Here is a 26909-nt window from a genome sequence, read left to right as displayed (position 1 = left end):
TGTGACGTAGAAGAGGGGAGACGATGAAGGCAGTTATTTTGGCGGGTGGCCTCGGCACGCGCATCAGTGAAGAGTCGCACCTCAAGCCCAAGCCAATGATCGAGATCGGCGGCAAGCCAATTCTCTGGCACATCATGAAGCAGTATTCCGCCCACGGAATCCACGACTTCGTGATCTGCCTCGGCTACAAGGGCTACGCGATCAAGGACTTCTTCGCCAATTACTTCCTGCACACCTCTGACGTCACGTTCGACATGCGCAACAACCGCATGGACGTTCACCAGAACTACAGCGAGCCGTGGAGCGTCACCCTGATCGACACCGGCGAGGAAACCATGACCGGTGGCCGTCTGCTGCGTGCCGGCCGTTACCTCAAGGACGAAGAAGCGTTCTGCTTCACCTATGGCGACGGCGTCTCCGACATCAACATTGCTCAACTGGTCGACTATCACAAGAACCACGGCCGTCTGGCGACCGTCACCGCCGTGCAGCCACCGGGCCGCTACGGCGCCCTTGAGAGGCAGGGCGATCAGGTACTCGGCTTCACCGAAAAACCACGGGGCGACGGTGGCTGGATCAATGGCGGCTTCTTCGTGCTGTCGCCGAAAGTGCTGTCGTACATCGCCGGCGATGAAACCACCTGGGAAGCCGAACCGCTGGCGCAACTGGCCCAGGACGAACAACTGAAAGCCTTCGAGCACGAAGGTTTCTGGCATCCGATGGACACCCTGCGCGACAAGAACCATCTCGAAGCGCTGTGGCAGAGCGGGGAGGCCCCATGGAAGCAATGGGTCTGAGTCCGGAGTTCTGGCGCGGCAAGCGGGTTCTGGTCACCGGTCACACCGGTTTCAAGGGCAGCTGGCTGACCCTGTGGCTGCAAAGCCTCGGCGCGCAAGTCAGCGGTTTTTCCCTGGATCCTTCGACCGAACCGAGCCTGTTCGAACTGGCGCGCGTGAGCGAAGGCATCAACGATCAGCGCGGCGATCTGCGTGACCTCGGTGCCTTGCTCGAGATCATCGCTGACACCGAGCCGGAGATCGTTCTGCACCTGGCGGCCCAGCCGCTGGTGCGCGAAGGCTATCGCGATCCGCTCGGCACTTATTCGAGCAACGTCATGGGCACCCTCAACCTGCTCGAAGCGATTCGTCAGGTCGGTTGCGTGCGGGCCTGTGTGCTGGTGACCACCGACAAGGTCTACGCCAACAAGGAATGGCTGTGGCCGTATCGCGAAGACGAAGCCCTCGGTGGCCACGACCCTTACAGCAGCAGCAAGGCCTGCTGCGAGTTGCTGGCGCAGTCTTATGCGGCATCCTTTTTTCCGGCGGACAAGTACGCCGAACACGGCCTGGCGCTGGCCACCGCCCGCGCCGGCAACGTGCTGGGCGGCGGTGATTTCGCGCCGGAGCGTCTGATTCCCGATGTACTGAAAGCCTGGTCCGCAGACGAGCCGGTGACCCTGCGCTACCCGCAAGCCGTACGTCCCTGGCAACACGCGCTGGAGCCGCTGGCCGGCTACCTGCAACTGGCCGCCGGGCTCTACGAACAAGGCCCGGAATACGCCGGGGCGTGGAACTTCGGTCCGGGGGAAGCGGACATGTGCAGCGTCGGCGAAGTGGTCGAACTGCTCGCCCACCGCTGGCCTCAGGCCCGTGGCCTGCGTATCGAAAAGAGTGACTTGCACGAAGCCGGCCTGCTGCGTCTGGACAGCAGTCGCGCGCGTCAGGTGCTGGGCTGGCAACCGCGCTGGTCGTTGCAGCAATGCCTGACCCAGACCCTCGACTGGCATCTGGCGTGGCAGAACGGCGACGACATGCGCACCGTGACCCTCGGCCAATTGAACCTGTACCGGGGCGCGCTGTGAGCGAATTTTCCTTGAAATCGTTGCCGCTGGCCGGGTTGTTCAGCGTCCAGCACAAACGCTTCGAAGACCAGCGCGGGCACTTCGCCCGGCTGTTCTGCGAGGGCAGCCTGAAGGCGTTCGGCAGTGAATTTCACATCCGCCAGATCAACCATTCCTGCACCCGCGAGAAGGGCAGCGTGCGCGGTCTGCATTACCAGAACGCCAACGCGCCGGAAGCCAAACTGATCACCTGCCTGCGCGGCGAAGTGTGGGATGTGGCGGTGGACCTGCGCCCGGATTCCGAGACCTTCCTGCACTGGCACGCCGAGCACCTGAAGGCCGGCGATGGTCGCAGCCTGTTGATCCCCGCCGGTTTCGCCCACGGTTTCCAGACCCTCACCGACGATGCCGAACTGCTTTACCTGCACAGCGCCGATTACGCACCGGAGCACGAGGGCGGTCTGTCGGTGAATGATCCACGGCTGGCGATCGCCTGGCCGTTGCCTGTCAATAATTTGTCGGCGCGGGATTCCAGCCATCCCGCGCTCGATCAACACTTTGCTGGAGTGCGTCTATGAATTGCCGTGGGTGCGCCGCACCGCTGAGCCTGCCGCTGATCGACCTCGGCACCTCGCCACCGTCCAACGCCTACGTGCATGCCGATCGGCTGGAGCAGGCCGAACAATGGGTGCCGCTGAAGGTTGCCGTTTGCCAGCAATGCTGGCTGGTCCAGACCGAGGATTACACCAGCGCCGACAGCCTGTTCGACGCCGAGTACGCCTACTTCAGTTCGTTCTCCAGCACCTGGCTGGCTCACGCCGAGCGTTATGTGGCCGAGATGGTCGAGCGCTTTGGCCTGACCGCCGACAGCCGCGTGGTGGAAGTCGCGGCCAACGACGGCTACCTGCTGCAATACGTGGCCGGTCGCGGCATTCAGTGCCTGGGCGTCGAGCCGACCCACAGCACCGCGAAGGCGGCACGGGAAAAAGGCCTGGAGATTCGTGAACTGTTCTTCGGTCGCGACACCGCCGCACAGCTGAAAAGCGAAGGCTGGGCCGCCGACCTGATGGCCGCCAACAACGTGCTCGCTCACGTGCCGGACATCAACGATTTCCTCGGCGGTTTCGCCACGCTGCTCAAGCCGACCGGCGTCGCCACCTTCGAATTCCCGCAACTGCTGACGCTGATGGCCGGCGCGCAGTTCGACACGCTGTATCACGAACACTATTCCTACCTGTCCCTGACTGCTGTGCAGACGTTGTGCGAGCGCAATGGCCTGGAAGTGTTCGACGTCAGTCAGTTGACCACCCACGGCGGCTCGTTGCGGGTGTTCGTCCAGCGCAAGGACGGCCAACGCCGCGCCGTGCAGCCGGCCGTGCAACAGCAGTTGCAGGCCGAGCTCGACGCCGGGGTGAAAACCGCCGAGTACTACGCGACGCTGGCGCCGGCTGCCGAACGCATCAAGCATGACCTGCTGCGCTTCCTGTTGCAGGCCAAGGCCGATGGCAAGCGTGTGGTCGGCTACGGCGCTGCGGCCAAGGGCAACACCTTGCTCAACTACGCCGGGGTCAAGCCGGATCTGCTGGCCTGGGTCGCCGACGCCAATCCGCACAAACAGGGCAAGTTTTTGCCGGGCAGCCGCATTCCGATCGTGGCGCCGGCGCAGATCGATATCGAAAAACCGGATTACGTGCTGGTGCTGCCCTGGAACCTGCTGCACGAAGTCAGCCAGCAGTTGGCTCAAGTGCGCCAATGGGACGGTCGCTTCGTGATCGCCGTGCCTGAGTTGAGCGTGCTGTGAAAGTCCTGGTCACCGGAGCCACGGGCTTCGTCGGTCGTCACCTGGTCGCGGCATTGCTGGCCCGTGGGTGCACGGTGCGGGCGGTTGCGCGTGATGCACAAAAAGCCGCGGACATGCCATGGATCAATGACGTCGAGTTCGTGAGCGCGGATATTCACGCGGCGGATCTGGATGCCAGCGCGCTGACCGAGGGCGTCGATGCACTCGCGCACCTGGCCTGGCCGGGGTTGCCGAACTACCGGGCGCTGTTCCATTTCGAGCACAACCTGATGGCCGACTATCGCTTCATCAAAGGCGCGGTAGAGGCGGGGGTAAAGCAGGTTCTGGTGACCGGCACCTGTTTCGAGTACGGCATGCAGAGCGGCCCGCTGAGCGAGCAGAACGACGCACAGCCGGCCAATCCGTACGGGCTGGCCAAGCACACGCTGCACCTGTTTCTTAAAAATTTGCAGCAGGAGCATCCGTTCACCCTGCAATGGGCACGGCTGTTCTATCTGCACGGCGCCGGGCAGAACCCCAACAGTCTGTTGGCGGCTCTGGACCGGGCAATCGATGCCGGCGATGCGACGTTCAACATGTCGGCCGGTGAACAGCTGCGGGACTTCCTGGCAATTGAAACGGCCACCGCGTACCTCGCCGCGATCCTGCACAAACGCGATTTCGACGGCACGCTCAACTGCGCCAGCGGCCAGCCGGTTTCGGTGCGGGCGCTGGTCGAACAGCGCGTGCGTGAGCGCGGCGCGACCATCGCCCTGAACCTCGGCCACTACCCGTATCCCACCCACGAACCGCTGGCGTTCTGGGCGGTGACCGAGCGCTTGCAACAGTTATTGGGAGAGCCGCAATGAGGCACGAGTTGTATCGGGTTACCGACCTGCCGGTGTTGCAGAACCGCACCTTTGCCGATCCCGAGTCGGCGAAGGCATCGGCCAGCGCCGACATGCTGCTGGTGCAGGATGAACGCAGCGGGCTGATCTTCAATGCAGCGTTCGATGCCGACAAACTCAGCTACGACGCCGACTACCAGAACGAGCAGGCCCATTCCGGCCAGTTCCAGAAACACCTGAGCGATGTCGAAGGCATCATCGCCCGGCACTTCAAGGGTCAGGAGCTGATCGAAGTCGGCTGCGGCAAAGGTTATTTCCTCGAGCTGCTCAAAGGCCTGGGCTACCGCATCACCGGCATCGACCCGGCCTACGAAGGCGAGAACGCCGACGTGATCAAGGCCCCGTTCACCCGTGGTCTGGGCCTGGAAGCGGACGCCATCGTGCTGCGTCACGTGCTGGAACACATCCAGGATCCGCTGAGCTTTCTGGCGGTGATCGCCGAAGCCAATCAGGGCGGTGGGCAGATCTACATCGAAGTGCCGTGCTTCGACTGGATCCTCGAACACCGCGCCTGGTTCGACCTGTTCTACGAGCACGTCAATTACTTCCGCCTCGACGACCTGCGCCGGATGTTCGGCACCGTGCACGAGGCCGGTCACCTGTTCGGTGGCCAATACCTGTACATCGTCGCTGACCTTGCCACGCTGCGCCTGACCCCCGAACAACCGGTGCCGCGCCTGGCATTGCCGGACGATTTCACTGCCAGCCTCGAGCGCGCGGTGCAGATCATCCAGGGCGCGCCCGAGCAGGGTTCGGCGATCTGGGGCGCCTCGTCCAAGGGCGTGATCTATTCGCTGTTCCTGCAACGCGCCGGCGTGGCGGTGGACCGGGTGGTCGACATCAACCCGGCCAAGCAGGGGCGTTACCTGCCCCTGAGCGGCGCCCGGGTGTCCTCGCCGCAAGAGGCGATGGATGCCTTGCCCGAGGGCGCCAACCTGTTTGTGATGAATTCCAATTACCTCGAAGAGATCAAGCGGATGACCGGTGGACGTTACGTCTATCACGCCGTCGACAGCGCTTCGTTCCAGTGACCCTTGAGATTATGAAAATGACCGACAACAGCATCAACAAAGCTTTCGAAGCCGAATGCCGCGAGCAGATCGCCCAACAGGGTGACGACCAGAAACTCACCGGCCTGGCCCGGGATTTCTTCAACGAATCGGCCAAGCACAAGTACAGCTACCACTTCTCGTGGATGGGCCGTCCGATCATCCAGCTGCCACAAGACATGATGGCCATGCAGGAAATCATCTGGCAGGTGAAGCCGGATCTGGTTATCGAGTGCGGCATCGCCCACGGCGGTTCGATCATCTACTACGCCTCGTTGCTGGAGCTGCAGGGTCACGGCGAAGTGCTGGGCATTGACCTGGACATCCGCCCGCACAACCGCGAAGCCATTGAGAGCCATCCGATGAGCAAGCGCATCAAGATGATCGAAGGTTCGAGCATCGACCCGGCCATCGCTGCCCAGGTACGCGCGGCAGCCGAAGGCAAGAAAGTCATTCTGGTACTCGATTCCAACCACACCCACGACCACGTGCTCGAAGAGCTGCGCCTCTACGCGCCACTGGTTTCGGTCGACAGCTACTGCGTGGTGATGGACACCGTGGTTGAAGACATGCCGGCCGACTTCTTCCCGGATCGTCCATGGGGCCCGGGCGACAACCCGAAGACCGCCGTGTGGAAATACCTGGAAGAAAACAAGGATTTCGAGATCGATGTTCAGTTGCAGAACAAGCTGCTGATCACCGTGGCGCCGGACGGCTATCTGCGTCGCGTTCGTTAATTCGCAACATCACAAAAGCGTTGTCTCGGCGAGTCGCCGGTTGTGGAGAGAAGTTATGCAAGGCAAGTTCGGTTCTGAATTGACGCTACCGCTCAACGAGCTGTTGACCGTGGTGCTGATTACGCACAATCGTCCGGCGTTCCTGCGTCGGGCGGTCAAGTACTACAGCAGCCTGCCCTGCAGAATCATGGTGCTGGACTCCACCGCCGAGCGGCCTGAAGGCGACTTTTCTTCGGTCGATTACCACCACGTGCCGCAATTCGCCTATTGGGGCATGCAGGCCAAACTGGCCTATGGCGTGGAGCAACTGACCACGCCATACATGGTGCTGGCAGCCGATGACGACTTCATCCTGCACGATTCGCTCGCCGAGTCGGTGGGCTTCCTGGAGGCGAATCGCGACTACGGCATGTGCCACGGTTACTGCCTGATGTACCTGACACTGGCCGGTGGCGTGAGCTACTACCGTCGCGACAAGAAAGTGCAGGAGGACTATGCCTCCGAGCGGGCGCAGGATCGGGTCCTGGACTACATGAGTCAGTACATCCCGCCGTTCTATGCGGTGACCCGTACCGACCTGATGAAAACCTGGCATTCGGCATTGCCGCCGGGCACCAGTTTCCAGTGGCAGGAAATCGGCCATGTTTACTTCCTGCTGGCCAGTGCCAAGGCACGGATCCTGCCGATACCGTATGTGGTGCGGGAGATCAACTATGGCAACTCCGAGCACAGCACCGAGGTGTACCACTCGCTGACTTACATCGATCCTAAATCGGTGGCCGAGCGCGAAGCCTTCGCCGAGTTTCTGGCGCGATTGCCGACTGGTATCAAGGATCTGAATGCAGAGCAGGGCAAGGCCTTTGCCCTTAAAAGTTTCGAGGCGATGGTCGACAGCCTTCAAACCAATCGGGCCCTGACGGCAGAGCTGATTATCCAGTCCACCTGGAACCAGGAACTCAAGCGTCCGGATCGCCGTTTCGGACCTCTGCAGTACGTCGAAATGCCGTTCTACAACCAGGCGTTCTTTGATCGCCTCGCGCAGTTTGAATTCATGCTGCACGCGATGCCGGCCGGCCGCATTCAACTGGAAGGTCTTGAAGGGGTGTGGACCCGTCAGGCGCATCTGATCGAGGCGCGCAACAACGATACCCCTGAAAGTGTGCTCGACCGTCTGTGGCAGGCCCACGACCTCAACGCGTTCAACCGCACCGTCGCCAAACGCCTGGCGGTGCAACTGGAACTGTCTGGCGAGGATGACGAAGCGCAGACGATGCGTGACTGGATCGCCCGCATGGAAGCGTTGACCGTCGCCGACCATCATCAGGTGTTCGACAAGATGCAGTCCGGGCGTCTGCTCAAGTGGCTGGCGTCGCGTCAGGCGGATGCCGGGCAGATCGCGTCGATTACCGAACACCTGGCCGCCAACGGTGGTGGCCCGCAGTTCGGCATCTTCCTGGTGGACATGGATAACGATATCGACAAGTTGCAGGTCAGCCTCGACAGCCTGCTCGAAGGTCAATCCAAGGCGTTCCGCATTGTCGTGTTCACCACTGGTGACGCCCCGGCAGCGACCACTGCGCAGAACACCCTGCACTTTGTCCGTGTTACGCCGGACAATCTTGTCGACAAGCTTAACCAGAGCGCTCGTCAGTCGCCTTGCGACTGGTTGCTTCTGGCCGAAGCGGGGGATGAGTTCACCGCCGGCGGCCTCTTGCGCGCCAGCCTGGAGTTGATGAATGCCGACGGCATCAATGCGGTTTCCACGGACGAGATCCAGCGACGGGAAAACGGTGCGCTGATGGACGTGTTCCGTCCGGGCTTCAATCTCGACCTGTTGCTGAGCCTGCCGGGCCTGATGGCGCGGCACTGGCTGGTCCGGCGTGAAGTGCTGCTGGAAGTCGACGGCTACCGCGCCGATTTCAGCAAGGCGCTGGAGTTCGACCTGCTACTGCGCATCATTGAGCAAGGTGGCCTGAACTGCCTGGCGCACCTCGATGAACCGCTGCTTATCACTCAGGCACCGCAGCTGGAAGAGAACGCCCATGAGCGTCTGGCATTGCTGCGTCATCTAGGCAACCGCGGTTACAAAGCCAAGGTCACGTCGGCGCTGCCGGGTGTTTACCAGATCGATTATCACCACAGCGATCGTCCTCTGGTGTCGATCGTTATAGCGGCCGGGGACGATCTGCCTGCTCTGCAACGTTGCCTGGAAGGTGTGCTGTTGCGCACCCGTTATCACAAGTACGAAATCCTGATTGCAACCAAGGCTTCTCAATCGGCCGAGGTCAATGACTGGCTCGGGACTTATCAGCATCCGAAAGTCAGTGTGCTGCGTGCCGATCAATCGCTCAGCACGCCCGCACTGTGCAACGCGGCCAGCCAGCAAGCTCAGGGCGAGTTCCTGGTGCTGTTGGCGGCGGACGCCGAAGTGGTCAACCCGAACTGGCTCGACTCGCTGCTCAACCATGCTCTGCGTCCGGAAGTCGGCGTAGTTGGCCCGAAACTGGTCGACCGCGACGGCAAGGTCAGCCAGGCCGGCCTGATCCTGGGCATGAACGGTGGCGTCGGTTCGGCATTCGTCGGCGAGAAACACGATGCCGAAGGCTATCTGTACCGGTTGTCCGTGGATCAGAACTACTCGGCGGTTTCGAGCGTATGCCTGATGGTGCGCAAAGAATTGTTCGAGGCTCTGGGCGGTCTGGACGACAGCACGTTCGCTGCCGGCTTCAGCGATGTCGACCTGTGCCTGAAGGCCGGCCAGGCCGGTTACCTGACCGTCTGGACGCCATCGGTCCAAGTCATCCATCAGGGCGAGATCGATCAGGCAAGCCAGGCACTGGCTGCATTGCAGGAAAAATGGGCGGCGACTTTCGCCGGGGATCAAGCCTACAACGCCAACCTGAGCCTGATCGGCAAAGGCTTTGTTTTGAACGACAGTGCTTCGCTGAACTGGGCACAGTTGATCGCCTAGGTCGACAGGGAACGAGACTCAAGACATGTTCAACGGAAAATCGATTTTCATCTCCGGCGGCACCGGCTCGTTCGGGCGCAAGTTCATTGCGCGCCTGCTCGAGCAATACCAGCCCAAGCGCGTGGTGGTGTTCTCCCGGGATGAACTCAAGCAATACGAAATGCAGCAGACGTTCAATGCGCCGTGCATGCGTTACTTCCTCGGTGACGTGCGCGACGCCGATCGTCTGCGTCAGGCCATGCGCGGCATCGATTACGTGGTGCATGCTGCGGCGTTGAAGCAGGTGCCGGCGGCGGAGTACAACCCGACCGAATGCATCCGCACCAACGTCAACGGCGCGGAAAACATCATCGCTGCCGCCATCGACAACGGCGTGAAGAAAGTCGTCGCACTGTCCACCGACAAGGCCGCGAGCCCGATCAACCTGTACGGCGCCACCAAGTTGCTGTCGGACAAGTTGTTCGTTGCCGCCAACAACATCGCCGGCGAACAGCAGACGCGTTTCGCCGTGGTGCGCTACGGCAACGTCGCCGGTTCGCGCGGCTCGGTGGTGCCGTTCTTCAGCAAGCTGATCGCCGACGGCGCAAAAGAACTGCCGATCACTGACGAGCGCATGACCCGCTTCTGGATCACCCTCGATCACGGCGTGCAATTCGTGCTCGACAGCTTTGCGCGCATGCACGGCGGTGAAGTGTTCGTGCCGAAGATCCCGTCGATCCGCGTGGTCGATCTCGCGCGGGGAATGGCCGAGCACCTGCCGCACAAGAACGTCGGCATCCGTCCGGGCGAGAAACTGCACGAGCTGATGGTGCCGCTGGACGATGCGCGGATGACCCTGGAATTTGCCGATCACTACACGATCCAGCCGTCGATTCGTTTTACCAGCGTCAACGTGGATTTTGCCGAGGACAAACTCGGTGAACGTGGCGTGCCGGTCGGCGAAGATTTCGAGTACCGCTCCGACACCAACCCGCACTTCCTCTCGGTGGGGCAGATCGCCGACCTGCACGCGAAGCTGTCGGTATGATTCCCTACGGTCGGCAAAGTCTCGATCAGACGGATATCGACGCGGTTGTCGAGGTGTTGCAGTCCGACTGGCTCACTCAAGGCCCGACCATCGAACGCTTCGAGCAGGCGATGGCCGAGCGTTGTCAGGCCGATTTCGCCGTGGCGGTGTGCAATGCCACCGCGGCGTTGCACATTGCCTGCGTGGCGGCGGGGCTGGGCCCGGGTGATCGTTTGTGGACCACGCCGAACACCTTTCTCGCGTCGGCCAACTGCGGCCGTTATTGCGGTGCCGACGTGGATTTCGTGGACATCGATCCGCTGACCTGGAACCTCGATGCCGAAGTTCTGGCGAACAAACTCGATGCTGCCGAACGCGACGGTACGCTGCCCAAAGTGCTGGTGGCGGTGGCGTTCTCCGGGCAGAGCTGCGACATGCGACGGATTGCCGAACTGGCCGAGCGCTACAACTTTACCGTGATCGAAGATGCGTCCCACGCGGTCGGCGCAAACTATGCCGGACGCCCGGTGGGTTGCGGTGAATTTGCCGCGATGACCGTGTTCAGTTTCCACCCGGTGAAGATCATCACCAGCGGCGAGGGCGGCATGGTGCTGACCAATCGCCCGGAACTGGCCGAGCGCCTGCAACGCCTGCGCAGCCACGGCATGACCCGCGATCCGCAGCAGATGACCGAGCCCAGCCACGGCCCTTGGTACTACCAGCAGGTCGAGCTGGGCTTCAATTACCGGATCACCGATCTGCAAGCCGCGCTGGGCCTGTCGCAGCTGAGAAAACTGGATGAGTTCATTGCACGCCGTCGGGAACTGGCCGCGCGTTACGACCGTCTGCTGGCGTACCTGCCGGTCACCGTGCCGAGCATCCAGCCGGACGCCGAATCGGCCTGGCATCTTTATGTGGTGCGTTTGCAGACCGAGCGCATCAGCCTCAGTCACCGTCAGGTATTCGAAGGCTTGCGCGCCGCCGGTATCGGCGTGAACCTGCACTACATTCCGCTGCATTTGCAGCCGTACTATCGTGACCTGGGTTTTGCCGAGGGCGACTTTCCCGAAGCCGAGCGTTATTACGCCGAAGCGATCAGTCTGCCGCTGTTTCCGTTGCTGAGCGATCAGCAGCAGGACTACGTGGTCGAGCAATTGCGTCGGTTGACTGAATGATTGCCGCCGCGGCGGTGGATGGAAAACGGTAATGCGTGATCTGAGCGAGCAGGAACAATTCTGGCAGGGCGAGTTCGGCAACCAGTACGTTGACCGCAACGTCGGCCAGCCACTGGTGGCGGCCAATCTGGCGTTGTTCGCCAAGGCGCTGACCCGGGCCGGGCGGATCGACAGCCTGCTGGAACTGGGCACCAATGCCGGCAACAACTTGCAGGCATTGCGTCAGCTGTTGCCGCGCTGCGAACTGTTCGGAGTCGAAATCAACGCCAGCGCCTGTGCCCAGGCCCGGGCGCTGGAGATTGCGAACATCTGGCACGGCTCGCTGTTCGACTTTCCCCGTGAGCGCCAATACGATCTGACCCTGAGCAAAGGCGTGCTGATCCATCTGGCGCCGGAGCTGTTGGCGACGGCCTATGCGCAACTGTATGAGTTGAGTTCGCGCTACATCCTGATCGCCGAGTACTACAATCCGTCGCCGGTGGAGGTGTCCTATCGCGGCAACAGCGGCAAGCTGTTCAAGCGCGACTTCGCCGGGGAAATGCTCGATCGCTATCCTGATCTGCAACTGCTGGATTACGGCTTCGGTTATCACCGCGATCCGCAATTTCCGGTGGACGACATCACTTGGTTCCTGCTGGAAAAACGTCCTTGAACAACGTCGCAATCATCCCGGCCCGCGGGGGCAGTAAACGCATCCCGCGCAAGAATCTCAAACCGTTCGACGGTGTGCCGATGATTGTCCGCTCGATACGCATCGCCCTTGATTCAGGGTTGTTCGAGCAGGTGGTGGTCAGCACCGACGATGCAGAGATCGCCGACGTGGCGCGGGCCAACGGTGCTGACGTGCCGTTCATGCGTCCGGCGCAGTTGGCCGATGATTTCACCGGCACCGCAGCGGTGATCGTGCATGCCTTGCAGCAACTGCCGGCCTTCGATTACGCCTGCTGTGTGTACGCCACCGCGCCGTTGTTGCAGGCGCGGTTTCTGCGTCAGGGCTTTGAATTGCTGGCGCAGCATCCGGACAAGTCCTTTGCTTTTTCAGTCACCGATTTCGGCTTTCCGGTGCAGCGCGCCTTGACCCTCGACGGACAGGGTGCGTTGACGGCGTTGTACCCCGAATTTCGCAATACCCGTTCACAGGATCTGCCGGCTGCCTTTCAGGATGCCGGCCAGTTCTATTGGGGGCGCAGCGAAGCGTGGCTGGGGGGCGAGGTGCTGTATTCGTCGGCCAGCCTGCCGGTGATCCTGCCCCGGTATCTGGTGCAGGACATCGATACGGCCGAGGACTGGAAACGCGCTGAATACCTTTACGCCGCCCTCAAGGCTGGCGGAGAGCTGCAATGAGAGTACTGATCCGCGCTGACGCCTCGCCGACCATCGGCAGCGGCCATATCGCCCGGTGCCTGACGCTGGCGCGAGTACTGCGCACGCAAGGCAGCCATGTCGCGTTCGCCTGCCGTCGGTTGCCCGGCCATCGGCTCGATGCGTTGCAGAGCGAAGGCTTCGAGACCTTCGCGTTGCCGGATCGCTATGCCGGTGAAGACCCGGAGCAGGCCATCGAATCGATGCTGCCGTGGCAGGCGGATATCGATGCGCTGGCAATGCAACTGGAAGGGCAGCCTGAGTTTGACTGGGTGATCGCCGACCATTACGGCCTCGATCATCACTGGCAGACCGCTGCCCGTCGTTTTGCCCCAAGGATCGCCGCCGTCGACGATCTGGCGACCCGTCGCTACAGCGTGGATCTGCTGCTCAATCAGAATCTGTCGGGGCTCAGCGAAAACTATCAGCCGCTGCTGCCCGCCGGGTGCCGGACGCTGCTCGGCCCGCGCTTTGCCATGCTGCGTGAAGAATTCAGCGGTCCGACCATCGAGATCAAACCGGTGGCGCGCCGGGTGCTGGTGAATTTCGGCGGTTTCGATGCGGCTCGTCAGACCCATCACGCAATGCTGGCGCTGGCGGATTTTTCGGCGCTTGAAGTGGATTTCGTCGCCGGCGCCGACAACCCGGCCTGGGCAGAGATGCAGGCGCTGGCCGAATCGCGGCCGCACTGGCGTCTGCACAGCTTCGTCAGCGATTTTCATCGGCGAATGACCGAGGCCGACCTGTTCATCGGTGCCGGCGGCGGCACCAGTTGGGAGCGTGCAGCTCTGGGCCTGCCGACGATCTGCATTGCGGTATCGAACAACCAGCAGGCCAACGGCGAGGTGATGGCGGCGGCCGGAGCGCATGTGTTTATGGGCGCGCGAGAGCAGGTGAGTGTCGAGCAACTGCGTGATGCCATCGGTTTTGTCGTCGACAATTTTTATCTGCGTCAGAGCCTGGCCGAGCGTTCACGACAACTGGTCGACGGGCGCGGTGCGTTGCGGGTAGCGGCGGCACTGGTCGGTGCGGTGCTCAAGTTGCGCCTGGCGACGCCGGATGACGCGCAATTGTTGTTCGACGGGCGCAATGCCGAAGCAGTGCGCCGCTGGTCACTGGACAGCGGCGTGATCGATTGGTCGCAACATCTGAACTGGCTGGGTGCGAGCCTGCGCAATCCTCAGCGGTTGTTGCTGGTGGCCGAAGCAGATGACGGCCCGGTCGGCGTCCTGCGCTACGATTTGCGCGGCCTGGAGGCAGAGGTTTCGCTGTATCTGCTCGAGGGGCGTTTCGGTCTGGGTTGGGGCAGGGCGTTGCTGGCGCAGGGTGAGGCTTTTGTGTCTGCGCATTGGCCGCAGATGACCGCCATCACCGCCCAGGTGCTGCCGGCCAATCGGCCCTCGATGAATGTTTTTCGTGACGCCGGGTTCACTCAGAGTGCCTGTGCGTTCACCAAGGTTTTGAAGGAATCCCGTCAATGAGCAGTTTCAAGATCGGCAACCGCCGGATCGGTGCCGATGCGCCGCCGTTCATCATCGCCGAAATGAGCGGCAACCATAACCAGTCGCTGGACGTCGCCTTGCAGATTGTCGAGGCGGCGGCAAAGGCCGGTGCCCATGCCTTGAAGCTGCAAACCTACACCGCCGAAACCATGACCCTGGATCTGGCTGAAGGCGAATTCTTCATCAAGGATCCGAACAGTCTGTGGGCCGGTACCTCGCTCTACGATCTGTATGAAAAGGCTCACACCCCCTGGGAATGGCATGCGCCGATCTTCGCCCGGGCCAGGGAACTGGGCATGCTCGCGTTTTCGACGCCGTTCGACGACAGCGCCGTGGACTTCCTCGAAAGCCTCGATGTGCCGGCTTACAAGATCGCCAGTTTCGAGAATACCGATCTGCCGTTGATTCGCCGTGTCGCAGCGACCGGCAAACCGCTGATCATTTCCACCGGCATGGCCAGCATCGCCGAGCTCGACGAAACCGTACGCGCTGCCCGCGAGGCCGGGTGCAAGGATCTGGTACTGCTCAAATGCACCAGCACTTACCCGGCGACGCCGATCAACAGCAACGTGCGCACGATCCCGCATTTGCGTGAGCTGTTTGGCTGTGAGGTCGGGCTGTCCGATCATTCGATGGGTGTCGGCGTATCGGTGGCGGCGGTGGCCCTCGGCGCCACGGTGGTGGAAAAACACTTTACCCTCGACCGTTCAGCCGGTGGCGTGGACGCCAGTTTCTCACTGGAACCGGCGGAACTGGCCAGCCTGGTGGTCGAGACCGAACGCGCCTGGCAGGCCATGGGCCAGGTGCATTACGGCGTCACCGAGGCTGAGCAGAAGTCGCTGGTTTACCGTCGGTCGCTGTACGTCACGGCCGATATGGCGGCCGGTGAACCCTTTACGGCGGCCAACCTGCGCGCCATTCGTCCCGGTCTCGGTCTGCCGCCCAGGCACACCGATGCCGTCCTCGGCCGCCGCGCGCGCGCGCCGATCAAACGCGGCACGCCACTGGACTGGTCGCTGGTCGAATAACCCGATCTGCACCGATTCGGCAAAATAGCGTGACCTGCGAGTCATAACGCGCATCTTCACTGTATTGTATTGACCGGGGAGATGGCGCCTGGCCCGTTATCGGTTCCAGTGATAGCCCTTTGCGCTCCCCGTGGCTGCCCTTTGTGGCGGCCGTTTTTCTGTTTGTCGGCGCCCCTCGAATCCTTGCGAGCGGTGGTATTGGGCTGTTTATTATTGGGAAGCCGTAATGATTGGCATAAAAAGCATTGCGAGCTACGTTCCTGTAGCCGGCGTGGACAATTACGCACAAGGTGCAAAATTCGAGAAGGATGAAGAATTCATCCTCGGCAAGATCGGTTCGGCCTTCCTGCCACGTAAAGACGCAGAACAGGAAACGTCCGATCTGTGCGTTGAAGCGGCCAATGCGCTGTTTGCCAACAACCCTGAGCTGAAACGTGAATCCATCGATGCGCTGATCGTCGTGACCCAGAACGGTGACGAAGAAGGCTTGCCGCATACTGCTGCAATCGTGCAGGACAAGCTTGGCCTGCCGACCCATGTCGCGGCGTTCGATATTTCCCTGGGCTGCTCCGGTTACGTCTACGGCATCTACGCGATCAAGGGCTTCATGGAAGCCGCCGGCCTGAAGAACGGCCTGCTGATCACCGCTGACCCGTATTCCAAGATCGTCGATCCGGAAGACCGCAACACCACCATGCTGTTCGGCGACGCCGCCACCGCCACCTGGATGGGCGAAGATCCGGTCTGGGCGCTGGGCAAGGCCAAGTTCGGCACCGACGGTTCCGGCGCACCGCACCTGAAAGTCACCGATGGCGTGTTCTTCATGAACGGGCGTCAGGTGTTCAACTTCGCGCTGCTCAAAGTGCCGGCGCATCTTCACGAACTGCTCGACGATTCCGGTCTCAAGGCCGATGACATCGATGCCTTCTGCATCCACCAGGGCAGTGCGGCGATTGTCGACGCCGTGGCGCGGCGCTTCGAAGGCGAGCCGGAGAAGTTCATCAAGGACATGGTCGAGACCGGTAACACCGTGTCGTCCAGCGTGCCGTTGCTGCTGGAAAAGCACGTGCTTGATTCCGACTGGAATCGCATCGCGATCAGTGGTTTCGGTGTCGGACTGTCGTGGGGTTCGGCGATTATCTATCGTCCTTGAATCCACCAAAAACGACGGATACAAAAAGAGCGTTCAAGGGGTAACCTTGAACGCTATTTTTTTGCCTGAAGGGAGCCCGAGGCGCCATGAGCGAGTTTTTCCAGGCCAACGCTGAAGTCATCGAACGACGCTGGCCGGCGCTGTTCGCACGATTGCTGAACGAAGACAGTTCGGCGATCGAGGCCGAACTGACGCAAGGGCTGGGCTCGACGCTGAGCATCGGCGGCATTCAGCTCACCAGTCGTCATGATCGTGTCCGGGAGGCGCAGATTCAGGCCGCCAGCCTGCCGACGGACAAGCCGCAGCTGCACGTCTACGGCACCGGCCTGGGTGATCTGCCCACGGTGCTGCTGGAGCGCGCCGGGCTTGAGCGACTTTACGTACACATCCTCAATGGCGCGCTGTTTGCTCTGGTGCTGCAACTGCTCGATCAGCGTGAGTGGCTGCAGGATTCGCGGGTTGAATTGCTCTTCGCCGGCGACCTGCCCGACATCTGCACGCCGTTCTTCGCATTGCCTGCCGAAATGCTGCTGGCCGATGACTTCAACGCGAAGATTCGTGATCGACTGGTCAGCGAAGTGCACCTGAGCTTCAACAACCGTGAATTCGATCCGCAGTCACCGTTCATTCAACAGCGTCTGCAGGATTGCTTGCCGGTATTGCTCGCTGACGATGATGTGGCGACGTTGTTCGGTACCTGTGCCGGTCGGGAGATTTATGTGATCGGCACCGGACCGACCCTTGAGCAGCATTTCGAGCGACTGGCCGCGATTCGCGAGCGGGCCGGGCGTCCATTGTTCATCTGTGTCGATACCGCTTACCGCCCGCTGCGTGAGCACGGGATCGTGCCCGACTACGTGGTGAGCATCGACCAGCGCATCAGCTTCCGGCATTTGCCCTTTGAAGAGTCCGACGGCATCCCGCTGGTGTATTTGCCGATGAGCGACCCTGAGGTGTTGAGGGCATGGAAGGGCAAGCGCTACGGCGGTTATTCGCTGAGTCCGGTCTATGCGGCGTTGCGTGAGCAGCACCCAAGAGCGCTGCTGCATGTGGGCGGCAGTGTGATTCATCCGGCGGTGGATCTGGCGGTGAAGATGGGCGCGGCGCGGATCACGCTGTTCGGCGCCGATTTTGCCTTCCCGATGAACAAGACCCACGCCGGCTGGAGTGACGGTGACCTGGGCCCCTCGGTGAATCAGGCGCGACACTGGGTGCGTGACGGCTTCGGCGAGCGTGTCAGTACGCAGCTCAATTTTCGCGGTTATCTGTGTGTGCTGGAGCGATACATCGCCAGTCAGCCGCACGTCGAGTTTTTCAACAGTAGCCGCGCAGGTGCGTTGATTGCCGGGACGCGTTTCAATCAGGAGTTCGTGCAATGAGTGCGCTGCAAGGCTGTATCGACGAATGCCGGCGGTGCGCCGGCCTGTTTCGCCTGGGGCGCGATGTCGAAGCGGCGCTGGAGATGGTGGATGTATTCGAAGGTGCACAGCAATTGCTGGTGTCCGCTTCGCCGGATATCCAGCAGTCGTGGGCGCAAGTGCTCACGCGAATGCTCGAATGTCAGGAGTGCCAGGACTGGCTCGGGCTCGCCGATTTCATGGAGTACGAATTGATCGGGTTGCTGGAAAATTCTGCGGCTTGAGAAAAGCCGACAGCACTGGCCCGCAGGTTTGCGCCACGGACGGTTTTATGACGTCATTTTTTCGAAGGTAAAGTGCTGCTAAGTCTTTGTTTTCTTGGGGGTGGCAGGTTGATGGCAAATTTTTTCAAAAAAGCCCTCAAGCAACCTGCAAACCCGACGATAACTATTACGAAGGTTCTCTAGGCCATACCCGGCGGTTGCCAGGGCCGGAAGCCGCAGTACCCAACCAACGAGGAATTCGTCATGGCTTTAACAGTAAACACCAACACCACGTCGTTGAACGTTCAGAAAAACCTGAACCGCGCTTCCGACGCTCTGTCGACTTCGATGCAGCGCCTGTCTTCCGGCCTGAAAATCAACAGCGCTAAAGACGACGCCGCTGGCCTGCAGATCTCCAACCGTATGTCTTCCCAGATCCGCGGTAACACCCAGGCAATCCAGAACGCCAACGACGGTATCTCCGTTGCCCAGACCGCTGAAGGCGCTCTGCAAGCTTCGACCGACATTCTGCAGCGTATGCGTGAACTGGCTGTTAAAGCACGTAACGGTACCAACGGTACTGCTGACCAGACCGCTACCAACGCTGAATTCGCTCAGATGTCTGACGAAATCACCCGTATCTCGGCCGCTACCAACCTGAACGGCAAAAACCTGCTGGACGGTTCGGCTGGTACTGTGACTCTGCAAGTGGGTGCAAACACCGGTTCGGCTAACCACATCGATCTGGTACTGAGCTCCAAGTTCGACGCCGTCAGCCTGTCCGTAGGTAGCGGTACTGTAGTTCTGACCGGTACTTCGGGTACTGGTGCTGGTTCTGCTGCGCAGAACATCGACAACGCGATCACTGCAATCGACGCCGCTATCGCTGCAATCGGTGCAACTCGTGCCAGCCTGGGTGCTTCGCAAAACCGTCTGACCAGCACCATCCAGAACTTGCAGAACATCACCGAGAACACCACTGCTGCACAAGGTCGCGTACAAGATACCGACTTCGCCGCAGAGACTGCTAACCTGACCAAGCAGCAAACCCTGCAACAGGCTTCGACCTCTGTTCTGGCCCAAGCCAACCAACTGCCTTCCGCTGTACTGAAGCTGCTTCAGTAATTTCGGAATGAGTTTTAGCGGGGGAGTGCGCTTGCGTGCTCTCTCGCTTTTTACGTTATGAGGTGATGAGCATGGACATGAGCGTCAAGCTTAACGTGTCTTATCCGGCTCCCAAGCCAGCCAATACCGTTGCTGACAAGCCGGTGGAAACGAAGCCTCAGACCGTTGAAGCGGTTCCTGCCTCGAAAAAGAGCCAGGAAGCCGATGAAAACAAGCTGAAGCTGGCGGTGCAGGAGATCGAGAAGTTCGTTCAGTCGATCAAGCGCAATCTGGAGTTCTCGATCGATGAGCATTCCGGGAAGGTCATCGTCAAGGTGATCGCAAGCGAGACGGGCGAGGTCGTACGACAGATCCCTTCCGCAGAAGCCCTGAAGCTGGCAGACAGCCTCGCCAACGCAAGTCACGTGTTGTTCGACGCCAAAGTCTGATAACTGGCATGAATAGTGTTTGAAGTTCTTTAGGCGCCGGCAAGGGTCAAAAGACTGGCAACAACCCCAAGGGAGATGCACATGGCAAGTCCAATTTTACCGGGTTCGGGCCTGGGCTCCGGCCTGGACATCGGTGCAATCGTTACTGCGCTGGTCAATGCCGACAAGTCGCCGAAGCAGACGCAGATCGATAATGCGACTAAAACCAACACGCTGAAGATTTCCGGTATCGGTACGTTGAAGAGTGCGCTGACCGCATTCCAGACCGCGATGACCAATCTGGGCAGCAAGACCAATCCAGCGTTTGCCGGTTACACGGCAACTTCGGGCACTCCGGCCGTTCTGGGGGTTTCTGCGGATAACACCGCCGTCTCGGGTACTTACAGTGTTGTTGTGAATAATCTGGCTACCGGCTCGAAAATAGCCAGTGCATCCTTTGCCGGCGGTGCTGCCAGTGCCATTCCGAGTGGTACCCTGAAAATCACTCAGAATGGCACTGATTACAATGTCACGATCCCGGCCAATGCCACCTTGCAGAGTACCCGGGATGCGATTAACTCGGCTCAGGCCGTCAACGGTATTTCCGCCAACATTGTGACCGACAGCTCGGGTGCTTCGCGCCTGGTGATCAGTTCGAGCAAGACTGGCGCCGGCTCCGACATGAAAGTCAGCGGCATTGCCGGCCTGGAAATCGACGGTACCCAGTCGATGGGCTCCAACCCGGCCGCCGGTGACTCCGGCGCGGTCAATGGCCTCGCCAAGGATGCGTCGCTGACCATTGATGGTCTGGCGGTGACCAGCAAGAGCAACACGGTTACCGGTGCTATCAGCGGTCTGACGATGAACCTGGTAACGGCCAGCCCGGGTACGCCACCGACACCTGTCACGGTGACTGTCGACGGTAATACCAAAGGTTTGCAGACGTCGGTTCAGGCGTTCGTCGATGCCTACAACACCTTGAAAAACACCATCGACACCTTGTCCAAGGCGACCCCGGACGAAGATGGCAAGCTGACCGTTCAGGCGGCGTTCACCGGTGACTCCCTGGCGCGCTCGCTGGTTGCCGATATCCGTGGGCAAATTACCGCCCCGAGTGCAACCGCTGGCAGCCCGATAGCCTATCTGTCGCAGTTGGGGGTCATGACCGACCGCAATACCGGTAACCTGACGTTCGACACGACTGCATTCAACAAGGCCATGGCTACTCCGGGCATGAGCGGCAAGGTCCAGGAGATGTTCACTGGCACCAACGACACCAATGGTCTGTTGGCGCGCATGAGCAAGGCCGTGGATCCTTACCTCAAGGCTTCGGCCGATGGCAAGACCACCACCGGCCTGCTGGATCAGCGCCTGACTATCCTGAACAACAACACACGTAACCTCACTTCCCAGCAACTGGCGCTGGATCTGCGTGTGGCCAACCTGACCAAGACGTTGACTGCCAAGTACAACGCCATGGACTTGCTGGTAGGGCAAATGAAGGCTACGGCGAGCAACATCACGTCGTTCTTCAGCTCGCTGAATGCTCAGCAATCCGCGAAGTAATATGCAAGAGCGACAAAAACCCGGCTACGCTTTCGAGCGTGCGCCGGGTTTTTGTCTTATGGTCTAAAGTTTTTCGACTCGCTGGCGATACACTGTTCATACGAGTCATTGTGGCAAATGAGGTAGAACATGAATCCGATGTTAGCCCTTCGGCAATACCAGAAAGTAGGTGCGCAGGCTCAGACGTCCGAAGCCAGCCCTCATCGCCTGGTGCAAATGCTGATGGAAGGCGGCCTGGACCGTATCGCCCAGGCCAAGGGTGCGATCGAGCGCAAGGATATTCCTGCCAAGTGCACGTCGATCAGCAAGGCCATTGGCATCGTCAGCGGCCTGCGTGAAGGCCTGGATCTGGAAAATTGCGCGGATACGCTGGCAGATCTGGATGGTCTGTACATCTACATGATGAAGCGTCTCGCCGAGGCGAACATCAGCAGCGACCCGCGTATTCTGGACGAGGTTGCCGGCTTGTTGAGCACGGTAAAAGAAGGCTGGGATGCCATTGCTCCTACGCCTGCTCCTCAGTTTTAAGGAGATCATCATGAGTCTTGTATTGCAGCGAATCGAAGAAACCCGAGTGGCGTTGGTCGGTGCCCTGGCCGAGCGCAACTGGGAGGCGATCGGTCAACTGGATCTCGATTGCCGTTCCTGCATGGAAGATGTCATGAGTGAGGCGTCTCTTGATGAGGTAGCGCTGCGGGACAATCTTGAGGAGTTGCTGCACGTGTACAAGCAGCTGCTTGAAGTCGCCATGGGTGAGCGTCAGGCGATAGTCGACGAGATGTCGCAGATCACCCAAGCGCAGAATGCGGCAAAGGTTTACCATCTGTTTGGTTAATTAACCCTCAGTTAATCCAGACATGTGCGCCATAAATTTGACTGTGCACGGTTTTTTGACTTAACTAGTGGCTGTTTTCAGATTTCAGGCGTCTACAGGCACAAGGTGTCCTGCAAGCGTCTCGCTTGCCCCTCATTTTGGGCATTGAGTTGACTAGGGAAGTTGCTATTGCATGTGGCGTGAAACCAAAATTCTGCTGATCGATGACGATAGCGTCCGCCGCCGCGACCTGGCGGTGATCTTGAATTTTCTTGGCGAAGAAAATTTACCCTGCGGAAGCCATGACTGGCAGCAGGCAGTCGGCTCTTTGTCGTCTAGTCGTGAGGTCATTTGCGTACTGATCGGGACGGTCAATGCTCCTGGTGCGCTTTTGGGCCTGTTAAAGACACTCTCAACCTGGGATGAGTTCCTTCCGGTTTTGCTGATGGGCGATAATTCTTCGGTTGACTTGCCCGAAGACCAGCGCCGCCGGGTACTTTCGACCCTCGAAATGCCGCCGAGCTACAGCAAACTGCTGGACTCCCTGCACCGCGCCCAGGTCTATCGCGAGATGTACGACCAGGCCCGCGAGCGCGGCCGTCATCGTGAGCCCAACCTGTTTCGTAGTCTCGTCGGCACCAGCCGCGCGATCCAGCATGTGCGTCAGATGATGCAGCAAGTGGCCGACACCGACGCCAGCGTACTGATCCTCGGCGAGTCCGGCACCGGCAAGGAAGTGGTTGCGCGCAACCTGCATTACCATTCCAAGCGCCGCGACGCGCCGTTCGTGCCGGTCAACTGTGGCGCAATCCCGGCCGAGTTGCTGGAAAGCGAGCTGTTCGGTCACGAGAAGGGTGCCTTCACCGGCGCGATCACCAGCCGTGCCGGTCGTTTCGAGCTGGCCAACGGCGGTACGCTGTTCCTCGATGAAATCGGCGACATGCCGCTGCCGATGCAGGTCAAGCTATTGCGTGTGCTGCAGGAGCGCACCTTCGAGCGCGTGGGCAGCAACAAGACCCAGAGCGTCGACGTGCGCATCATCGCGGCGACCCACAAGAATCTCGAAAGCATGATCGAGATCGGCACCTTCCGCGAAGACCTCTACTATCGCCTGAACGTGTTCCCGATCGAGATGGCGCCGCTGCGTGAGCGCGTCGAAGACATTCCGTTGCTGATGAACGAGCTGATCTCGCGCATGGAGCACGAGAAGCGCGGTTCGATCCGCTTCAACTCTGCTGCGATCATGTCTCTGTGCCGCCACGGCTGGCCGGGCAACGTCCGCGAGCTGGCCAACCTGGTGGAGCGCATGGCGATCATGCATCCGTACGGGGTGATCGGCGTGGTCGAGCTGCCGAAGAAATTCCGCTACGTCGACGACGAAGACGAGCAAATGGTCGACAGCCTGCGCAGCGATCTGGAAGAGCGTGTGGCGATCAACGGCCATACGCCGGACTTCACCGCCAATGCCATGCTGCCGCCGGAAGGTCTTGACCTGAAGGACTACCTCGGTGGTCTGGAGCAGGGCTTGATCCAGCAGGCGCTGGACGACGCCAACGGCATCGTGGCCCGCGCCGCCGAACGCCTGCGCATTCGCCGCACCACGCTGGTGGAGAAGATGCGCAAGTACGGCATGAGCCGTCGTGAAGGAGATGAACAGGCGGATGATTGACGCCTGTTTTTCAACTGCTTCATTTATAAGCGGTTTTTTTTAGGCACGGGTATTGCTACATCCCTCGCAACGTTCCGTTTAACTGACGGTCAGCCAAGCGAGAGAGCACAATGCCCCAAGCCTCCCAGATGTCTTCTGTCCCCGAGTCCTCGGGGCAACTGCCGTCCGTAGAGCAGGCGAGCCGCCAAGGGCTTGAGCAGGCATTCGCCCTGTTCAATCAGATGTCCAGCCAGCTGACCGACTCCTACAGCATGCTCGAAGCCCGGGTTACCGAGCTCAAGGGCGAGCTGGCCGTAGTCAGCGCCCAGCGCATGCAGGAACTGGCGGAAAAAGAACGGCTGGCCAACCGTCTGCAAAACCTTCTCGATCTGTTGCCCGGTGGCGTCATCGTCATCGACGGTCACGGCATCGTGTGCGAGGCCAATCCCGCCGCCATCGAATTGCTTGGCCTGCCGCTGGAAGGTGAGTTGTGGCGCCATGTCATCGCCCGTTGCTTCGCGCCCCGTGAAGATGACGGCCACGAAATTTCCTTGAAAAACGGTCGACGCCTGTCGATTGCCACCCGCTCGCTGGATGCCGAGCCGGGGCAGTTGGTGCTGCTCAACGACCTGACTGAAACCCGTCACTTGCAGGATCAGTTGGCCCGCCACGAGCGACTGTCGTCCCTGGGGCGGATGGTCGCGTCGCTGGCTCATCAGATTCGCACGCCGTTGTCCGCCGCATTGTTATACGCCAGTCATTTGACCGAGCAGCAATTGCCGGTCGCCACCCAGCAGCGTTTTGCCGGGCGCCTCAAGGAGCGCCTGCACGAGCTGGAGCATCAGGTGCGCGACATGTTGGTGTTCGCTCGCGGTGAGCTGCCGCTGACCGACCGCGTCACGCCAGGCGCCTTGATGCAGTCGTTACAGGCTGCGGCGCTGCCCCATGTGCAGGATCTGCCGATTCGCTGGCAGTGCGACAGCCACGCCGGCGAGTTGCTGTGCAACCGCGACACGCTGGTCGGGGCGTTACTCAATCTGATTGAAAACGCGATTCAGGCGAGTGCCGGCGAGGTGCGTCTGAAGGTGCATTGTTATACCCGCGACAACACCTTGCGCCTGTGTGTGAGTGACAGCGGCAGCGGTATCGATGCGGCAGTGCTGGCGCGGTTGGGCGAGCCCTTTTTCACCACCAAAGTCACCGGCACCGGCCTGGGCCTGACCGTGGTCAAGGCCGTGGCGCGTGCGCATCAGGGAGAATTGCAGCTGCGTTCGCGGGTCGGGCGCGGTACGTGCGCGCAGGTCATCCTGCCGTTGTTTTCTGCTGTACAGGGAGCTGAGTGAAGGTCATGGGCATCAAGGTTCTGCTGGTCGAGGATGACCGCTCGTTGCGCGAGGCGCTGGCCGATACGCTGTTGCTGGCCGGCCACGACTACCACGCAGTGGGTTCGGCCGAAGAGGCGCTGAAGGCCGTCGAGCGCGAAGCGTTCAGTCTGGTGGTCAGCGACGTCAACATGCCGGGCATGGACGGCCATCAATTGCTCGGCTTGCTGCGCGCGCGGCAGCCGCAATTGCCGGTGCTGCTGATGACCGCCCATGGCGCGGTCGAGCGCGCGGTCGATGCGATGCGCCAGGGGGCGGCGGATTATCTGGTCAAACCGTTCGAGCCCAAGGCCCTGCTGGATCTGGTAGCGCGTCACGCCCTGGGCAGTCTCGGTATCAGCGACGCTGAAGGGCCGATCGCGGTCGAGCCCGCCAGTGCTCAATTGCTGGATCTGGCGGCGCGGGTCGCACGCAGCGATTCCACCGTGCTGATCTCCGGCGAGTCCGGTACCGGCAAGGAAGTGCTGGCGCGCTACATTCACCAGCAGTCTCATCGCGCCAGTCAGCCGTTCATTGCGATCAACTGTGCGGCGATCCCGGACAACATGCTCGAAGCGACCCTGTTCGGTCACGAAAAAGGCTCGTTCACCGGCGCCATCGCAGCCCAGGCCGGCAAGTTCGAACAGGCGGACGGCGGCACCATTCTGCTCGATGAAATTTCCGAAATGCCCCTGGGCTTGCAAGCCAAGTTGCTGCGGGTGTTGCAGGAGCGGGAAGTGGAGCGGGTCGGTGCGCGCAAGCCGATCACCCTCGATATTCGCGTGGTGGCGACCACCAACCGGGATCTGGCCGGCGAAGTCGCGGCGGGGCGGTTTCGTGAAGACCTTTACTATCGTCTGTCGGTATTTCCCCTGGCCTGGCGTCCGTTGCGCGAGCGCACCGCCGATATCCTGCCGCTGGCCGAGCGTCTGTTGGCCAAACACGTCAATAAAATGAAGCATGCGATGGCGAAGTTTTCGCCCGAGGCGCAAGCGTGCCTGATCGGTTATCCGTGGCCGGGCAACGTGCGCGAGCTGGATAACGCGGTCCAGCGGGCCTTGATTCTCCAGCAGGGCGGGTTGATCCAGCCGCAGGATTTCTGTCTCTCCGGGCCTGCGCTGTTCGCTCCATTGCCGGCGGTTGCGCCGGTTGCGCCGGTTGTACCGGTCATTCGCGAAGTCGAGATCGAGGCGGACTCGGCCGGTGCGCTGGGCGATGACCTGCGTCGCCGCGAGTTCCAGATGATCATCGACACCCTGCGCACCGAGCGCGGCCGGCGCAAGGAAGCGGCGGAAAAACTCGGCATCAGCCCGCGCACCCTGCGTTACAAACTGGCGCAAATGCGCGATGCGGGCATGGATGTCGAAGGCTACCTGTTCGCGACCTGACCAGTGGCGCAAACGTTTGAAACGGCTTTTCTGAAAGCGGTGCCCATGAGCTGGCACCGTTGTTGCTAACACCTGAGTACCCGCCGAGTGAGTGTCAAAAAATTGCGGGCCGCCCAAGAGAGTAGACCATGAGCCAAGGTATTGAATTTAATCGGTTGATGATGGACATGAAGGCCATGCAAATGGACGCCATGTCGAAGCCGAAATCGACTTCCGCTGTCCCGGAAGTGGCAGGCAGCAACTTTTCCGACATGCTCGGTCAGGCCATCAACAAAGTGAACGATACCCAACAGGCTTCGAGTCAATTGGCCAACGCGTTCGAAATCGGCAAGAGCGGCGTCGATCTGACGGACGTGATGATTGCCTCGCAAAAAGCCAGCGTGTCGTTCCAGGCCCTGACCCAGGTGCGCAACAAGCTGGTTCAGGCTTATCAAGACATCATGCAGATGCCGGTTTAAGGACGAGATT

Annotated in this window: 26 protein-coding genes; all 26 read left to right on the top strand. The window is 60.7% G+C overall.

From position 1 onward, the window contains the following. The first annotated feature begins 23 nt into the window (after window positions 1-23). The 26 genes from rfbF (at window position 24) to fliE (ending at window position 26899) form a co-directional block, all read left to right on the top strand. Complete coding sequence (gene rfbF / locus MKZ87_RS05250) at window positions 24-797, top strand: glucose-1-phosphate cytidylyltransferase (protein ID WP_085699505.1); 774 nt, start codon at window positions 24-26, stop codon at window positions 795-797. Then, window positions 779-1861, top strand: coding sequence for a CDP-glucose 4,6-dehydratase (gene rfbG, locus MKZ87_RS05245; RefSeq protein ID WP_085703333.1), 1083 nt, complete (start codon window positions 779-781; stop codon window positions 1859-1861). The genes rfbF and rfbG overlap by 19 nt, the downstream gene beginning before the upstream one ends. Further along, window positions 1858-2418 carry a dTDP-4-dehydrorhamnose 3,5-epimerase gene (gene rfbC, locus MKZ87_RS05240; RefSeq protein WP_266200372.1) on the top strand — a complete coding sequence of 187 codons (561 nt, stop codon included), beginning with the start codon at window positions 1858-1860 and terminating at the stop codon, window positions 2416-2418. The genes rfbG and rfbC overlap by 4 nt, the downstream gene beginning before the upstream one ends. Further along, the gene (locus MKZ87_RS05235) at window positions 2415-3641 is read left to right on the top strand and encodes a methyltransferase domain-containing protein (protein WP_266200371.1); all 1227 of its coding nucleotides are present in this window, start codon (window positions 2415-2417) and stop codon (window positions 3639-3641) included. The genes rfbC and MKZ87_RS05235 overlap by 4 nt, the downstream gene beginning before the upstream one ends. Beyond that, window positions 3638-4489, top strand: a complete 852-nt coding sequence (locus tag MKZ87_RS05230; RefSeq protein ID WP_266200370.1) for an NAD-dependent epimerase/dehydratase family protein — start codon at window positions 3638-3640, stop codon at window positions 4487-4489. The genes MKZ87_RS05235 and MKZ87_RS05230 overlap by 4 nt, the downstream gene beginning before the upstream one ends. After that, on the top strand, window positions 4486-5559 hold the full coding sequence (locus MKZ87_RS05225; RefSeq protein ID WP_085699495.1) for a class I SAM-dependent methyltransferase: 1074 nt from the start codon (window positions 4486-4488) through the stop codon (window positions 5557-5559). Before MKZ87_RS05230 ends, MKZ87_RS05225 begins: the two co-directional genes overlap by 4 nt. Before the next feature lie 17 nt (window positions 5560-5576). Further along, complete coding sequence (locus MKZ87_RS05220) at window positions 5577-6314, top strand: cephalosporin hydroxylase family protein (RefSeq protein WP_007958324.1); 738 nt, start codon at window positions 5577-5579, stop codon at window positions 6312-6314. 55 nt (window positions 6315-6369) lie between these two features. Next, window positions 6370-9285, top strand: a complete 2916-nt coding sequence (locus MKZ87_RS05215) for a glycosyltransferase family 2 protein (RefSeq protein WP_266200369.1) — start codon at window positions 6370-6372, stop codon at window positions 9283-9285. A 25-nt stretch (window positions 9286-9310) separates the two neighbouring features. Next, entirely contained in the window at window positions 9311-10312 is a 1002-nt protein-coding gene (pseB, locus tag MKZ87_RS05210) for a UDP-N-acetylglucosamine 4,6-dehydratase (inverting) (protein WP_266200368.1), read from the top strand. Further along, window positions 10309-11466, top strand: a complete 1158-nt coding sequence (pseC, locus tag MKZ87_RS05205) for a UDP-4-amino-4,6-dideoxy-N-acetyl-beta-L-altrosamine transaminase (protein WP_266200367.1) — start codon at window positions 10309-10311, stop codon at window positions 11464-11466. Before pseB ends, pseC begins: the two co-directional genes overlap by 4 nt. 31 nt (window positions 11467-11497) lie before the next feature. After that, a complete protein-coding gene (locus MKZ87_RS05200; RefSeq protein ID WP_085699487.1) occupies window positions 11498-12118 on the top strand; it encodes a pseudaminic acid biosynthesis-associated methylase in 621 nt (206 codons plus the stop codon). Beyond that, on the top strand, window positions 12115-12810 hold the full coding sequence (gene pseF / locus MKZ87_RS05195) for a pseudaminic acid cytidylyltransferase (RefSeq protein ID WP_266200366.1): 696 nt from the start codon (window positions 12115-12117) through the stop codon (window positions 12808-12810). The genes MKZ87_RS05200 and pseF overlap by 4 nt, the downstream gene beginning before the upstream one ends. Then, window positions 12807-14309 (top strand): UDP-2,4-diacetamido-2,4,6-trideoxy-beta-L-altropyranose hydrolase, encoded by a 1503-nt coding sequence (pseG, locus tag MKZ87_RS05190; RefSeq protein ID WP_266200365.1) that lies wholly within the window; start codon window positions 12807-12809, stop codon window positions 14307-14309. The genes pseF and pseG overlap by 4 nt, the downstream gene beginning before the upstream one ends. Next, complete coding sequence (pseI, locus tag MKZ87_RS05185; RefSeq protein WP_266200364.1) at window positions 14306-15358, top strand: pseudaminic acid synthase; 1053 nt, start codon at window positions 14306-14308, stop codon at window positions 15356-15358. Before pseG ends, pseI begins: the two co-directional genes overlap by 4 nt. Window positions 15359-15584: 226 nt before the next feature. Next, the gene (locus MKZ87_RS05180) at window positions 15585-16511 is read left to right on the top strand and encodes a ketoacyl-ACP synthase III (RefSeq protein ID WP_227234836.1); all 927 of its coding nucleotides are present in this window, start codon (window positions 15585-15587) and stop codon (window positions 16509-16511) included. An 86-nt stretch (window positions 16512-16597) separates the two neighbouring features. Next, the gene (locus MKZ87_RS05175; RefSeq protein WP_085699479.1) at window positions 16598-17890 is read left to right on the top strand and encodes a motility associated factor glycosyltransferase family protein; all 1293 of its coding nucleotides are present in this window, start codon (window positions 16598-16600) and stop codon (window positions 17888-17890) included. Further along, window positions 17887-18153 carry a hypothetical protein gene (locus MKZ87_RS05170; RefSeq protein WP_085699477.1) on the top strand — a complete coding sequence of 89 codons (267 nt, stop codon included), beginning with the start codon at window positions 17887-17889 and terminating at the stop codon, window positions 18151-18153. Before MKZ87_RS05175 ends, MKZ87_RS05170 begins: the two co-directional genes overlap by 4 nt. Window positions 18154-18396: 243 nt before the next feature. After that, window positions 18397-19257 carry a flagellin domain-containing protein gene (locus tag MKZ87_RS05165; RefSeq protein WP_085699475.1) on the top strand — a complete coding sequence of 287 codons (861 nt, stop codon included), beginning with the start codon at window positions 18397-18399 and terminating at the stop codon, window positions 19255-19257. 71 nt (window positions 19258-19328) lie between these two features. After that, the gene (locus MKZ87_RS05160) at window positions 19329-19685 is read left to right on the top strand and encodes a flagellar protein FlaG (protein WP_085683005.1); all 357 of its coding nucleotides are present in this window, start codon (window positions 19329-19331) and stop codon (window positions 19683-19685) included. Window positions 19686-19766: 81 nt separating this feature from the next. Next, a complete protein-coding gene (fliD, locus tag MKZ87_RS05155) occupies window positions 19767-21230 on the top strand; it encodes a flagellar filament capping protein FliD (RefSeq protein WP_085699472.1) in 1464 nt (487 codons plus the stop codon). 129 nt (window positions 21231-21359) lie between these two features. Continuing rightward, the gene (gene fliS / locus MKZ87_RS05150; RefSeq protein ID WP_085699470.1) at window positions 21360-21758 is read left to right on the top strand and encodes a flagellar export chaperone FliS; all 399 of its coding nucleotides are present in this window, start codon (window positions 21360-21362) and stop codon (window positions 21756-21758) included. 10 nt (window positions 21759-21768) lie between these two features. Continuing rightward, window positions 21769-22065: a flagellar protein FliT gene (locus tag MKZ87_RS05145; RefSeq protein ID WP_085683003.1), complete on the top strand. Its 297-nt coding sequence runs from the start codon at window positions 21769-21771 to the stop codon at window positions 22063-22065. A 172-nt stretch (window positions 22066-22237) separates the two neighbouring features. Continuing rightward, on the top strand, window positions 22238-23713 hold the full coding sequence (locus MKZ87_RS05140) for a sigma-54 dependent transcriptional regulator (RefSeq protein ID WP_003222863.1): 1476 nt from the start codon (window positions 22238-22240) through the stop codon (window positions 23711-23713). A gap of 110 nt (window positions 23714-23823) precedes the next feature. Then, window positions 23824-25035 carry a sensor histidine kinase gene (locus tag MKZ87_RS05135; protein ID WP_416383544.1) on the top strand — a complete coding sequence of 404 codons (1212 nt, stop codon included), beginning with the start codon at window positions 23824-23826 and terminating at the stop codon, window positions 25033-25035. 5 nt (window positions 25036-25040) lie between these two features. Continuing rightward, window positions 25041-26441, top strand: a complete 1401-nt coding sequence (locus tag MKZ87_RS05130) for a sigma-54-dependent transcriptional regulator (protein WP_266200363.1) — start codon at window positions 25041-25043, stop codon at window positions 26439-26441. Between the two features lie 128 nt (window positions 26442-26569). Beyond that, window positions 26570-26899, top strand: coding sequence for a flagellar hook-basal body complex protein FliE (fliE, locus tag MKZ87_RS05125; protein ID WP_011333048.1), 330 nt, complete (start codon window positions 26570-26572; stop codon window positions 26897-26899). The last annotated feature ends 10 nt before the right edge of the window (window positions 26900-26909 follow it).

The sequence above is a fragment of the Pseudomonas sp. MCal1 genome (genome assembly GCF_026341415.1).
GTDB lineage: Bacteria > Pseudomonadota > Gammaproteobacteria > Pseudomonadales > Pseudomonadaceae > Aquipseudomonas.
Note: the sequence above shows the minus strand (reverse complement) of the source record. Positions and strands in the feature narration are given on the sequence as shown.

Bases quoted from the DNA above. Each gene is read 5' to 3' on its own strand.
- MKZ87_RS05180 (WP_227234836.1), top strand. From the start codon at position 15,585: ATGATTGGCATAAAAAGCATTGCGAGCTACGTTCCTGTAGCCGGCGTG.
- rfbG (WP_085703333.1), top strand. From the start codon at position 779: ATGGAAGCAATGGGTCTGAGTCCGGAGTTCTGGCGCGGCAAGCGGGTT.
- MKZ87_RS05215 (WP_266200369.1), top strand. From the start codon at position 6,370: ATGCAAGGCAAGTTCGGTTCTGAATTGACGCTACCGCTCAACGAGCTG.
- MKZ87_RS05170 (WP_085699477.1), top strand. From the start codon at position 17,887: ATGAGTGCGCTGCAAGGCTGTATCGACGAATGCCGGCGGTGCGCCGGC.
- pseB (WP_266200368.1), top strand. From the start codon at position 9,311: ATGTTCAACGGAAAATCGATTTTCATCTCCGGCGGCACCGGCTCGTTC.
- fliD (WP_085699472.1), top strand. From the start codon at position 19,767: ATGGCAAGTCCAATTTTACCGGGTTCGGGCCTGGGCTCCGGCCTGGAC.
- fliS (WP_085699470.1), top strand. From the start codon at position 21,360: ATGAATCCGATGTTAGCCCTTCGGCAATACCAGAAAGTAGGTGCGCAG.
- MKZ87_RS05130 (WP_266200363.1), top strand. From the start codon at position 25,041: ATGGGCATCAAGGTTCTGCTGGTCGAGGATGACCGCTCGTTGCGCGAG.
- MKZ87_RS05140 (WP_003222863.1), top strand. From the start codon at position 22,238: ATGTGGCGTGAAACCAAAATTCTGCTGATCGATGACGATAGCGTCCGC.
- rfbF (WP_085699505.1), top strand. From the start codon at position 24: ATGAAGGCAGTTATTTTGGCGGGTGGCCTCGGCACGCGCATCAGTGAA.
- MKZ87_RS05145 (WP_085683003.1), top strand. From the start codon at position 21,769: ATGAGTCTTGTATTGCAGCGAATCGAAGAAACCCGAGTGGCGTTGGTC.
- fliE (WP_011333048.1), top strand. From the start codon at position 26,570: ATGAGCCAAGGTATTGAATTTAATCGGTTGATGATGGACATGAAGGCC.
- MKZ87_RS05220 (WP_007958324.1), top strand. From the start codon at position 5,577: ATGACCGACAACAGCATCAACAAAGCTTTCGAAGCCGAATGCCGCGAG.
- pseG (WP_266200365.1), top strand. From the start codon at position 12,807: ATGAGAGTACTGATCCGCGCTGACGCCTCGCCGACCATCGGCAGCGGC.
- MKZ87_RS05235 (WP_266200371.1), top strand. From the start codon at position 2,415: ATGAATTGCCGTGGGTGCGCCGCACCGCTGAGCCTGCCGCTGATCGAC.
- MKZ87_RS05160 (WP_085683005.1), top strand. From the start codon at position 19,329: ATGGACATGAGCGTCAAGCTTAACGTGTCTTATCCGGCTCCCAAGCCA.
- MKZ87_RS05200 (WP_085699487.1), top strand. From the start codon at position 11,498: ATGCGTGATCTGAGCGAGCAGGAACAATTCTGGCAGGGCGAGTTCGGC.
- MKZ87_RS05135 (WP_416383544.1), top strand. From the start codon at position 23,824: ATGCCCCAAGCCTCCCAGATGTCTTCTGTCCCCGAGTCCTCGGGGCAA.
- MKZ87_RS05165 (WP_085699475.1), top strand. From the start codon at position 18,397: ATGGCTTTAACAGTAAACACCAACACCACGTCGTTGAACGTTCAGAAA.
- MKZ87_RS05225 (WP_085699495.1), top strand. From the start codon at position 4,486: ATGAGGCACGAGTTGTATCGGGTTACCGACCTGCCGGTGTTGCAGAAC.
- pseC (WP_266200367.1), top strand. From the start codon at position 10,309: ATGATTCCCTACGGTCGGCAAAGTCTCGATCAGACGGATATCGACGCG.
- MKZ87_RS05175 (WP_085699479.1), top strand. From the start codon at position 16,598: ATGAGCGAGTTTTTCCAGGCCAACGCTGAAGTCATCGAACGACGCTGG.
- pseI (WP_266200364.1), top strand. From the start codon at position 14,306: ATGAGCAGTTTCAAGATCGGCAACCGCCGGATCGGTGCCGATGCGCCG.